At 64.3% G+C, this 11459-nt stretch carries 9 protein-coding genes; 7 read left to right on the plus strand and 2 right to left on the minus strand.

Annotated features, from left to right (window positions below):
* The first annotated feature begins 63 nt into the window (after positions 1 to 63).
* The 5 genes from HQ325_RS03375 to HQ325_RS03395 all read left to right on the plus strand — a co-directional run bounded on the left by HQ325_RS03375 (position 64) and on the right by HQ325_RS03395 (position 6761).
* The gene (locus HQ325_RS03375) at positions 64 to 2244 is read left to right on the plus strand and encodes an FAD-dependent oxidoreductase (protein ID WP_222626700.1); all 2181 of its coding nucleotides are present in this window, start codon (positions 64 to 66) and stop codon (positions 2242 to 2244) included.
* 15 nt (positions 2245 to 2259) lie between these two features.
* Positions 2260 to 3039, plus strand: a complete 780-nt coding sequence (locus HQ325_RS03380) for an SDR family NAD(P)-dependent oxidoreductase (RefSeq protein ID WP_222626701.1) — start codon at positions 2260 to 2262, stop codon at positions 3037 to 3039.
* 40 nt (positions 3040 to 3079) lie between these two features.
* Positions 3080 to 3928 carry a polysaccharide deacetylase gene (locus tag HQ325_RS03385; protein WP_222626702.1) on the plus strand — a complete coding sequence of 283 codons (849 nt, stop codon included), beginning with the start codon at positions 3080 to 3082 and terminating at the stop codon, positions 3926 to 3928.
* 39 nt (positions 3929 to 3967) lie between these two features.
* A complete protein-coding gene (locus HQ325_RS03390) occupies positions 3968 to 5134 on the plus strand; it encodes an acyl-CoA dehydrogenase family protein (protein ID WP_204870069.1) in 1167 nt (388 codons plus the stop codon).
* Between the two features lie 175 nt (positions 5135 to 5309).
* On the plus strand, positions 5310 to 6761 hold the full coding sequence (locus tag HQ325_RS03395) for an APC family permease (protein ID WP_222626703.1): 1452 nt from the start codon (positions 5310 to 5312) through the stop codon (positions 6759 to 6761).
* 193 nt (positions 6762 to 6954) lie between these two features.
* Here HQ325_RS03395 and HQ325_RS03400 read toward each other — a convergent pair whose 3' ends face one another.
* Both HQ325_RS03400 and HQ325_RS03405 read right to left on the minus strand, forming a co-directional pair.
* Positions 6955 to 7263, minus strand: a complete 309-nt coding sequence (locus HQ325_RS03400; protein WP_222626704.1) for a WhiB family transcriptional regulator — start codon at positions 7261 to 7263, stop codon at positions 6955 to 6957.
* Between the two features lie 322 nt (positions 7264 to 7585).
* Positions 7586 to 8476 carry a LysR family transcriptional regulator gene (locus tag HQ325_RS03405; protein WP_222626705.1) on the minus strand — a complete coding sequence of 297 codons (891 nt, stop codon included), beginning with the start codon at positions 8474 to 8476 and terminating at the stop codon, positions 7586 to 7588.
* Between the two features lie 99 nt (positions 8477 to 8575).
* Here HQ325_RS03405 and gabT point away from each other — a divergent pair, with 99 nt between their 5' ends.
* Together gabT and HQ325_RS03415 are read left to right on the plus strand one after the other, a co-directional pair.
* Positions 8576 to 9946, plus strand: a complete 1371-nt coding sequence (gene gabT, locus HQ325_RS03410; RefSeq protein WP_374107180.1) for a 4-aminobutyrate--2-oxoglutarate transaminase — start codon at positions 8576 to 8578, stop codon at positions 9944 to 9946.
* Between the two features lie 21 nt (positions 9947 to 9967).
* Entirely contained in the window at positions 9968 to 11437 is a 1470-nt protein-coding gene (locus tag HQ325_RS03415) for an NAD-dependent succinate-semialdehyde dehydrogenase (protein ID WP_222626706.1), read from the plus strand.
* Positions 11438 to 11459: the final 22 nt, after the last annotated feature.

Consider the following 11459-nt stretch of genomic DNA (forward strand, 5'->3'; position numbering starts at 1 on the left):
CGGTGGTCCCAGATTTACCGTGATCTCAGTTCACACATCATCATTCATGAAGAGGAATCGGACATGTCGCTCTCCCGCCGGTACTCCGTGTTGTTCGACGCCGTGCGCATCGGTCCGAAGGAATCGAAGAACCGCTTCTGGGCCACTCCCCACGCCATCGGTTTCGGCTCGGACCATTCGGGTTCTGCCGCCGGATACCGCAGCATGCGCGCCGAGGGAGGGTGGGGCGTCGTCTTCACGGAAGCGACGACGATCACTCCCGAGATGGACAAGTCGCCGCACCGGATGTCGCGGCTGTGGGACGAAGGGGACGTGCGGAACCTCGCCCACGTCGCGTCCGAGATCCAGCGCCATGGCGCGCTCGCCGGGATCGAACTCGAGTACAACGCCGCCGTCGGTCCGATGACCGAGGGGCGTGGGTTGACCCCGCGCGCCATCGTGGCGACCCCGGGGGAGTCCGCGCTCGCGGTGCCGTACGCAGGCGGCCTCATCGAAGCAGACGGTGCGGCCCTGGCCGAGATTCGTGACATCTACGTTGCGGCCGCTCTTCGAGCGAAGAAGGCCGGGTTCGATCTGATCACCCTGCACTGCGGACACGCCGCGTCGATCTTGGCTCACCTGCTGATCCCCTACTACAACACCCGGACCGACGAGTACGGCGGCTCACTTCAGAACCGCGCTCGGTTCCACCGCGAAGTTCTCACGGCAGTCCGCGCCGCGGTCGGACCCGATGTGGCCGTCGGGTTGCGTCTCGGCGTCGACACGCTCGACGCCCCTCTCGGCCTCGGTGACCGCGGGTTACGCGCCGACGCCGACACCCCGCTGTTCATCGAGCACATGGACGACCTCGTCGACTACTGGGATTTCGTCATCGGTGGTTTCGACTGGGCACAGGACGCACAGTCATCGCGTACGGCCGCCGAGAACTTCGAGAAGCCCTGGGTGGGCGGGCTGAAGGCGTTCACGGCGAAACCCGTGGTCAACGTCGGTCGTCTGAACAGCCCGGACACGATGGTCGACATCGTGAACGCAGGCCAGTGCGACTTCATCGGTGCCGCTCGCGCGGGTATCTCGGATCCGTTTCTTCCGAACAAGATTCACTCCGGAAGCATCGAGGACATCCGAGAGTGCATCGGCTGCAACTACTGCGTGTCACGCGACATCGGCACCATGCCCATCGGGTGTACCCAGAATGCCACCACAGGTGAGGAGTTCCGTCGTGGTTGGCACCCGGAGAAGTTCTCCAGGGCCGCCAACCACGAGAACGACGTACTCATCATCGGCGCAGGACCGGCCGGCATGGAATGTGCGACCGTGCTGGGCAAGCGTGGCATGCGCAACGTCCACCTGGTGGACGCGGCCGATCATCTCGGCGGAAGCATCGACTGGGTCGCCACACTTCCCGGTCGGCACGAGTGGCGACGGCTGATCGAGTATCGCGAACATCAGTTACGCAAGCTGGGCAACGTGGAAGTCATCCTGGGCAACCCGATGACGGTCGAGGACGTCCTCGACTACGGCGCCGGAATCATCATCACCGCCACCGGGTCGCACTACACCCGCGACGGAATCAACCCGCACGATCGAACGGCGTTCGGACTCGAAGCCGTTCTCGGAGATCGTCTGCTGACCCCTGAGCAGGTGGTGCGTGACGACGCCCCGGTCGGGCAGCGTGTCGTGGTCGTCGATTCCGACGGCTACTTCATGGGGCCCGGCATTGCCGAGATGTTGGCTCAGCGGGGGCACGAGGTTATCCTCGCCGCTCGTGGTGAACACATCGGTGAGTACCAGCGATACACCCGTGAAATCACCCCGACCCTGCGGGATCTCCGCCACCTGAAGGTGGGACTACGCGTGGAGACCACCGTGACCGCGGTCGGCCCGGACAGTGTTCGGCTCAGCTCACCGGACCGTGACGACGAGGTGATCGGAGTCGACACGGTCGTCCTCGTCGGCACCCGAGCAGCGGACGACGAGATGTATCACGGCCTGATGGCGCGGCGTGACGACTGGCAGGCCAACGAGGTCTCCGCGGTGTACCGAGTCGGCGATTGCGTGCGTCCGCACTTCATCGCCGACGCCATCTTCTCCGGACATCGGTTGGCGCGCGAGATCGACAGCCCGGATCCGACCCGACCACTGCCGTTCATTCGCGAGCGTCGCATCATCGGCGGCGGCGATGCCGACTTCGTGCTCGGCGCGCCGGCCCAGCAGCCCGTGTTCCTGAACCTGTCCACTCACTAGCGAGAGATCACCAAGATGACGACAACACCGCGCACCGTCCTGATCACCGGCGCTGGGAGTGGTATCGGCGCTGCCGTGGCCGACACTTTCACAGCGCACGGTGACCGCGTCCACCTGCTCGACATATCCGAGTCGCGGCTCGAGTCGGTGATGGCCTCACTGCCGGAGGGGAGCGCAGAGTCGCACGTCGTCGACGTCACCGATTTCGACGCGGTGGGCAGTGTGGTCTCGTCGATCGCCGCCGCCGGACAGATCGACGTGCTCGCCGGTTGTGCCGGGGTGTTCGACGGCTTGGCCGGTATCGAACAGACCAGTCGCGCTCTGTGGGACCGGGTGATCGACATCAATCTCACCGGCACGTTCAACGTGGTCAAACCAGTTGCACAGCAGATGATCTCGCAGTCGTCCGGTTCGATAGTGCTCATCGGGTCCATTGCTGCGTCGCGTGCGCTGCCCGACGGGCTCGCCTACGTCACCTCCAAGGCTGCGCTGGAGGGCATGACGCGTCGTCTCGCAGTCGATCTCGGCCGGTACGGCATCAATGCCAACCTCGTTGCGCCCGGTGTGGTCGAGACCGGCATCCGTGCCACGTCGGAGGAAATACTCGGTGACGTGGTGCCCGACACGAATGTGGGCGTCGGCACGAATCCTGAGCTGATGAAGATGATCATCCCGATGCAGCGAGGCGGCCTCGCTTCCGAAGTGGCCGCGACCGTGTACTTCCTCGCAGGCGACGGCGCTGCCTACATCACCGGCGATGTCATCCACGTCGACGGCGGCTGGATATCCACATAGCCGACCCCCTGTCCTGTCCGACATTCCGAGAGGCCCTCTCATGCCCTTGCAACTCCCCGACGGCAAGCGTCTGGCCGTCTCGCTGAGCCCGGACTTCGACGCACAGAGTGTGTGGATCGGCACCTTCCGGTCGACCTCCCAATCGAATCTCTCGCGAGGAGAGTTCGGCGCGGAGGTAGGCGCCCCACGCTTGCTCGACACGTTCGATCGCTTCGGAATCACGACCACCTGGTGCGTTCCCACGCACACCATGCAGACGTTCCCGCACGCGGTCGCCGCCGTCGTGGACCGGGGACACGAAATTGCGGCGCACGGGGTTTACCACGAATACGTTCCTAAACTGGAGCTCGACGAGGAACGGCGGCTCATGGAGCTGCAGGTTCGTCTGCACGAAGAGCTCATCGGACGTCGTCCGCGAGGGTATCGATCACCGGCTCTCGACGTCACGGACAACACTCTCGCGGTGCTCGCCGAGTTCGGGTTCGACTGGGACTCGTCGCTCATGGGCCGAGACTTCACCCCGTACCACCCTCGAATGGTGACCACGATCGATCTGGAGAAGGGCAACACCTTCGGAGATCCGTCGCCGCTTCTGGAGTTTCCGGTGTCGTGGGGACTGGACGACTTCCCGGAGCTCGAACTGCTCAAAGGCAGTGCGACACAGCAGTCCAACGACACAGTGCTCCAGCGGTGGAAGGACGCGTTCGACTTCGCCTACGAGAGATGCCCCGGCGGAATGATGACGTGGACGCTGCACCCACAGACCATCGGTCGCGGATTCAATCTCTTGATGCTCGAACGATTTCTCCACCATGTCGTGAGCCACGACGGGGTCTGGTTTCCCACCATCTCCGAGGCCGCTGACGCCTGGACCGACCCGCCTGCCTGATCCGACCAGTCCTCATTCTCCCGACACCCAAGGAACATCATGCCCTCCGCATTCGTACCCGCCGGCCTCACCGACGACCATGTACAGCTTCGCAAACTCGTGCGCGACTTCGTCAACGCTCGCGTCATACCCACTGCCTCGGAGCGCGAGGCCAAGGACGAATACCCGGACGACCTGATTCCCGAACTCGCAGATCTCGGTCTGTTCGGTATCACCGTCTCCGAGGAGTACGGCGGATCCGACCTCGACTACGTCAGCTACGGCTTGATCTTCGAGGAGTTGGCGCGAGGCTGGATGGCGCTCGCGAGTCTGGTCTACACCACGAGCTCGGGTGGGTACCTGATCAGCGAGTTCGGAACCGAGGACCAGAAGAACCGGTTCCTGCCGGACATGGCGGCAGGTCGGCGTATGAGCGGTATCGCGCTCACGGAACCTTCCACGGGTAGCGACCTGAAGAAGATCACGCTGTCCGCCCGGCGCGACGGGGACAACTACATCGTCAACGGAAGCAAGATCTTCATCACCCACGCACGGCACGCCAACCCGTTGGTGACCCTGGTCAAGACCGATCCCACCATCGAACCAGCACACCGCGGAGGCATCAGCCAGCTGCTCGTCGAGCAGGACACACCCGGGTTGAGCTACGGCAGCGACTACAAGAAGCTCGGTCACCGTGGACTCGAACTGTGCGAGGTCAACTTCGACAATGCAGTCGTGCCGGCGGCCAATCTCCTCGGCGGCGAGGAGGGCAAGGGCTTCTACCAGATGATGGCGGCTCTCGATCGTGGCCGCATCTACATGGCGGCGGCATCGACGGGAATGTCGCGAGCGGCCCTCGAGCATTCCGTCGAGTACGTCAAGCAGCGCGAGACGTTCGGCAAGAAGCTGTCCGAGCATCAGGCCGTCCAGATGAGGCTCGCTGACATGGCGACGAAGGTGGAGGCGTCGCGCCTGCTGTACCTCAACGCCGCTCTCAAGACCGATGCCGACGGCCGTGCGAGCGCCGAGTCCGGGATGGCGAAGATCTTCGCGACCGAGTCGGCGATGGAGGTCACCTACGACGCCATTCGGCTTCACGGCGGATACGGGTACATCAAGGAGTTCCCGCTGGAGCGGTACATGCGCGACGCTGCGCTCATGCCGATCGGTGAAGGTGCCAACGAGATGCTGCGCATGATCGTTGCCAAGGAATTGACGGCGAAGTAACACGTCCTGTCCGACGACGGGTCGATTACCAAAGCCACGCTGACGAATTCGTGAGTTCACCGATGGTTCACCATCAGTCGGAGCTCCATACTTCGGACCGAGGCGTGATTGCTGTCACGTACCAGAGATGATCGGAGACATCGGTATGGAGTCAACTGGATCGGTCGGACGACCGGTGACCGAAGAACCCGGTGCGACTGCACCGAAACTCGGCGGAAACATGGGAGCGTTCGAGCTCGTCTGCACTGTGCTGGCCTACAACGGTCCGGTGGTGGTCTTCATAGGTTTCATTCCCGTCGCCGTTCTTCTGGGAAATGGAATCGGAGTTCCGGTGTCCATTTTGGTGGCCGGACTGTTCATCGCGTTCCTGGCCACCGGGCTGATTGCGATCGCACGCAAACTCCCCATTGCGGGCGGCTTCTACGCCTACATCAGTGCCGGGCTCGGGAAGGTGGTCGGCCTGTCCGCTGGATTCACAGCGATGATGTGTTACTACGTCGCGTGTCTCAGCGTGTACGCGCTGGGCGGCACCGCCGCCCGTGCCCTCATGTCGGACGTCGTGCACGGCCCCGACCTGCCGTGGTGGGCATGGTCGCTGGTGCTCTCGGCAATCGTCTCCGTTCTCGGCTATTTCCGAGTCGACCTTTCGGCGAAGGTGCTGACGCTTTTCCTCACCCTCGAGTTGGTGTTCTTGGTGGTGTACGACCTGGCGGTGGTCGGACGGGGTGGAGCAGAAGGAATCGGGGTCGACTCCTTCAGTGGCGACGCCGTTTTCTCGGGGTCGATCGGCATCGGGTTCATGTTCGCCCTCGGCCTCTACGGTGGGTTCGAGGCCACCGTGATCTTCCGCGACGAGGTGCGCGATCCGAGCAAGACGATTCCGCGCGCCACGTACGGAGTGGTGGGCCTCCTCGCTCTTCTCTACGGGGCCACGGCATGGATGTTCGTCAACTCCTACGGTCCACAGGCGGTGCTGACCGCTGTGACCGAGGACCCCGCGAGCGCGGCCACTGCCAGTGTCAAGGAGTACATCGGAACCGTCGGGTACGACATCGCAGCGCTGCTACTGCTCACCAGCGCCTTTGCGTTGATGCTGGCGTCGCACAACATCACTACTCGCTACCTGTTCAACCTCAGTGCCGACGGCATCCTTCATCGGTCGCTCAGTCGCGTCCATGGAACGCACTTCTCACCGCACCGGGCGTCCGTGGCGATGACGGTGGCCTCGCTGGTGGGACTGCTCGTGATCGTGGTGCTGCGGCTGGACGAGGGCTTGATGTACGGACGCCTCGCCGGCCTCTACTCCTACACGTTCCTGATCCTGCTGCTGATGGTCGCGCTGGCCATCGTCAATTACCTGATCAAGAACCGCGCGCCCGGCGAGAGCTTGGTCCCGCCGGTCCTGACTGCCATCTCGGCGATCGCCGTGGCAGTGGTCCTCTATCTCGCCACCATGAATTTCACGCTGCTGACCGGAACTACCGGCGCCGCGACGACTTTCATGCTCGTGGTCATCTACGGGGTCGTGGCACTGGGATTGATCACCGCGGCCGTGTATCGCAAGCGCAATCCCGCGGTCTACGCGCGCATCGGCCGCGACGAGCAGGAGGCGGGAACACCGGCCTGACGGCGTTCAGGGGACCCGAAGGTCGGGAGCGTGCTCGGGCGACGTCTGGGTGTCATCAGAGGCCGGGGCTGGGGGGGAGGGGCGAGCGAGTGCTCAGCTCCTCCCCTCACTGCCGGGTGCTTCGCCGGGTACGCTCCCTTGCGCCTCGATGTGGAACACCACGCTGCGTCACCTGGTGGTGAATCCGGTTCCCCTATGTCCGCCATCCCGCACCCGCCGCGTAGAGGCGGCGGCGCCTTCGCCACGCGGGCCTGTTCCACTTCTCGAGAAATCGCTCCTCCGGCGAGAGTCCGCCCCAGATCCCGTAAGGCTCCTCCGCGTCCATTGCATATTCGAGGCACTGAGCGGCCACCGGGCATACTTCGCAGAGTTTCTTTGCCGTCGCTTCGCTGGCTGAATCTGTGTCGAAGAAAGAGGCCGATCGTTCGCCTCGACACGCAGCATCCAGTTGCCAATTCCAATTCTCTGTATGAGCGGGTGGCAGTGACGGCTCTCTTCGCATGATGTCCCCTCAGTGGATTCGCCACATGTCCGACAAGACTATCGCGCTGAAACACACATGAATACGCGTGCGGTGTGCCCAAGCCTCACCCCGTGGCAGGTGATGTTCTGCGCCGTTCGGAGTTCGAGCCATCCGAGCTTTCGAGACCGCGCTTTTCTCAATTGTGTCGACGTTACGTGCCCATGAATATGCCTACCAATCGGAAATATTCCTACATGCCGGACAAAGGTGTGTTCACTTCACGACGCGCCGTGGTCGGTCGAACCGGCCCGGAGTTTCGAGGCATGGGGTGCTCGGGAGTGCGGCCGGCGCGTATCGGTCGTCACGTCTCGTTCTGGACAACCCGGTAACGTTCCGCGACGAAAGAATGCAGCCGGTGAGCTATGTCGGCGAGCGTGTGCGCGCCGGCATGGTCACTGCGCCAGGAGGCGTTCAGTTGGATGCTCAGCACGGTGGAATTCGCGCGTATTAGGGACGGCGCCAGGTCGAATCGGGGGTCATCGGTCACGATGGCGATTCCACGGCCGGCAGCGGCGAGCGCTTGTGCGATCGTTCCGTTCGCCGCTTCGATCGCTCGTCCGGTGTCACTGTCCCAGCTGCTGATGGCATTGCGGAGCGCTTCCCGCGCAGCTGTTCCCGGCGGCAGAAGGACGAGCTGCTCCCTCGACACGTCGTCGACCGTCACTTCCGCGCGACCGGCCAGCTCGTGACGGGGGTGCGCGTAAGCAAGTACCGGAAGTGTTGCGAGGTGGAGACACTCGTAGGTGTCGCCGGCGGCGTCGGCGGCAATCACGATGTCCGCGCCCTCTGTCACCATGTCGGCGAGTTCCCTGCCGTCCGAAGCGATGACGTCCACGGTCGGGTCGCTGTCTGCGAGAGTCGCGACGAACGGCGCCACGATATCCGTGAGAGTGACTGTCGGAGCGGCGATGGACAGACGACGAAGTCCACCGTGCGCATAGAAGTCGGCTGTCGAAACGAACACGTCCGCACGCCGCAGAAGGGACCGGGCATCACCGAGTAATCGGTGTCCGGCAGGAGAGAGCGTGAGTCGATTGCCCGAGCGATCGAACAACTCGACGCCCAACTCGTTCTCCAGCTGTCGGAGTTGCCGGGACAGGGAGGGTTGCGCCACTCGCACGGCCGTCGCTGCAGCATTCACCGAACCCGCGTCGGCGATCGCGACGAAATAGCGAAGGTGTCGAAGTTCCACTATGCCTTCCGGACATCGAGTTCGTGCCGAACAAGTCTTGGACAGGATAACGGCGCAGCGCAATCATGAGAGCACAGCCCCACTATCAGGAGTAATTCGATGACAACTATGCAGCAGTCGATCGACACAGCCATTCCCCAGAAGCGCCGCCTGGTCACTGCCGTCCCGGGGCCCGGGTCCGTGGCATTGGCAGAGCGCCGTCGCGCTGCCGTTGCTGCCGGAGTCACCAGCGTGGTGCCGGTGTTCGTCGAACGGGCCGCAGGCGGTGTCGTCGTCGACGTCGACGGCAACTCGTTGATCGATCTCGGATCCGGCATCGCCGTGACCTCGGTGGGCGCGAGCAATCCTGCGGTGGTCGCTGCAACAGCCGCGCAGGCGGCGGCATTCACTCACACCTGCTTCATGGTGACCCCGTACGAGGGCTATGTCGCTGTTGCGGAGAAGCTGAACGAGTTGACGCCCGGCGATCACGCGAAGCGGACCGTGCTGTTCAACTCTGGCGCCGAGGCCGTCGAGAACGCGATCAAGGTCGCTCGACTCGCGACCGGCCGCGACGCCGTCGTGGCGTTCGATCACGCGTACCACGGGCGCACCAATCTGACGATGGCGCTGACCGCGAAGTCGATGCCCTACAAGCACAACTTCGGACCGTTCGCGCCCGAGGTCTACCGCATGCCCATGAGCTACCCGTACCGGGACGACCTCGGCAATGACGGTGTCGCCGCGGCCCGGCGCGCCATCAGCGCGATGGACAAGCAGCTCGGCGCCGACACGATCGCTGCCCTGATCATCGAGCCGATCCAGGGCGAAGGCGGGTTCATCGTTCCAGCACCTGGTTTTCTGCCCACTCTTGTCCAGTGGTGCCGAAACAACGGGGTGGTGTTCATCGCGGACGAGGTGCAGAGCGGTTTCGCGCGCACAGGACAGTGGTTCGCCAGTGACCACGAGGGCGTGGTGCCGGACCTGATCACCATGGCCAAGGGCATTGCCGGCGGAATGCCGTTGTCCGCGATCACCGGTCGCGCGGAGTTGCTCGATGCCGTGCACGGCGGCGGCCTCGGCGGCACGTATGGTGGCAACCCCGTCGCGTGCGCCGCGGCGCTCGCCTCGATCGACCAGATGGCTGTACTGGATCTTCCGGCCCGCGCTCGCCATCTCGAGACTCTGATCGTCGACTCGCTGACAGCCGTGGACGATCGTATGGTCGCGCAGGGTCGAGGCGTCATCGGCGAGATCCGCGGCCGCGGCGCCATGATCGCAGTCGAGTTGGTCGTGGCCGGCACCACCGATCCGGACGCTCAGCTCACCAAAAATATTGCAGCAGAAGCTCTTCGGCAGGGTGTGATCGTACTGACCTGCGGAACCTACGGTAACGTCCTGCGGCTCCTGCCTCCGCTCGTGATCGACGACGAGCTGCTCACCGATGCGCTCACTGTCCTCGGTGACGCCATCGACTCCTGCGCCAACTGAAGACAAGGACGCCAACACACCATGGTCACACTCTCCCCCGTCGCCGGCACAGATGTCCTCGACGGTGTACCCAGAGGCCTCTGGATCGGCGGCGAGTCGATCCCCGCTGATGCCAACGCCACCTTCGAGGTGCTCGACCCCGCCACCGAGCAGAGTGTGGCCTCGGTCGCGAACGCCTCCGCCGACGACGCTCGACGCGCGGTGGACATCGCCGTGGCGGCAGCGGTCGACTGGGCAGCGACCTCGCCCCGTGAGCGCAGTGAGATCCTTCGCCGCGCTTTCGAGCTGCTCATCGCGCGCGGCGACCAGGTCGCAGCGCTGATGACCCTCGAGCTCGGAAGGGCCCTGCCCGACAGCATGGCCGAGGTGAAGTACGGGGCGGAATTCCTCCGGTGGTTCGCCGAGGAGGCCGTGCGCATCACCGGGCGATACGGGCTCGGTCCGGCAGGCACCGGACACATCGTGGTCGACCATGCTCCGGTCGGGCCGTGTCTGGCGATCACGCCATGGAACTTTCCGCTGGCGATGGGAACTCGCAAGATCGGTCCGGCCCTGGCAGCGGGCAACGTGATGGTGGTCAAGCCCGCGCGCGAGACTCCTCTCACCATGTTGGCCCTGGCCGCCGTGTTCGCGGACGCAGGACTCCCGGCCGGTGTGCTCACCGTCCTACCGACCACGGATGCGCGCGGCGTCGTCTCCGCCGTCCTCGACGACGACCGCATCCGCAAGGTCAGTTTCACCGGGTCCACTCCCGTGGGCAAGGCGCTGATGGCTCAGGCAGCCGAACGCGTGCAGCGGTCGTCCATGGAGCTCGGTGGGAACGCCCCCTTCATCGTCTTCGGCGACGCGGACGTCGACGCAGCGGTGGATGGCGCGTTCGCTGCGAAGATGCGTAACGGCGGCGAGGCCTGCACCGCGGCCAACAGATTCCTCGTGCAGGCCGACGTGGTGGAGGAATTCACCGACAAGCTCACCGCGCGGATGTCCGCACTGACACTGGGCGCCGGGTACGAGGAGGGCGTCACGCTCGGGCCGCTGGTCAGTGCTGCGCAGCGAGACAGCGTCTCGGCGATGGTCGAGTCGGCGAAGGCGCAGGGCGCCCGTGTTCGACTGGGCGGCAGTGCACCTGACGGCCCGGGATTCTTCTACCCGGCAACCGTTCTCGACCAGGTCGATGCATACGCTCCGATCACCCGGGACGAGATATTCGGACCGGTTGCGGTGATCAGCAGTTTCGACACCGAGTCCGAGGCGATCGAGGCAGCGAACTCCACGGAGTACGGGCTCGCCGCGTACTTCTACAGCCGCGATGTGGAACGGTGTCGGCGCGTGTCCACCGCACTGGATTCCGGGATGGTCGGTGTCAACCGAGGAGTCATCTCGGACGTCGCTGCGCCGTTCGGCGGAGTCAAGCACTCCGGGATCGGGCGAGAGGGCGGCACCGAAGGCATCGCCGAGTACCTCACCACCAAGTACATCGCCCACACCTGAGAATTGCTCTGACCGGAGACCA

Origin of the sequence: Rhodococcus sp. BP-349 (assembly GCF_019835845.1) — a bacterium.
GTDB lineage: Bacteria > Actinomycetota > Actinomycetes > Mycobacteriales > Mycobacteriaceae > Rhodococcoides.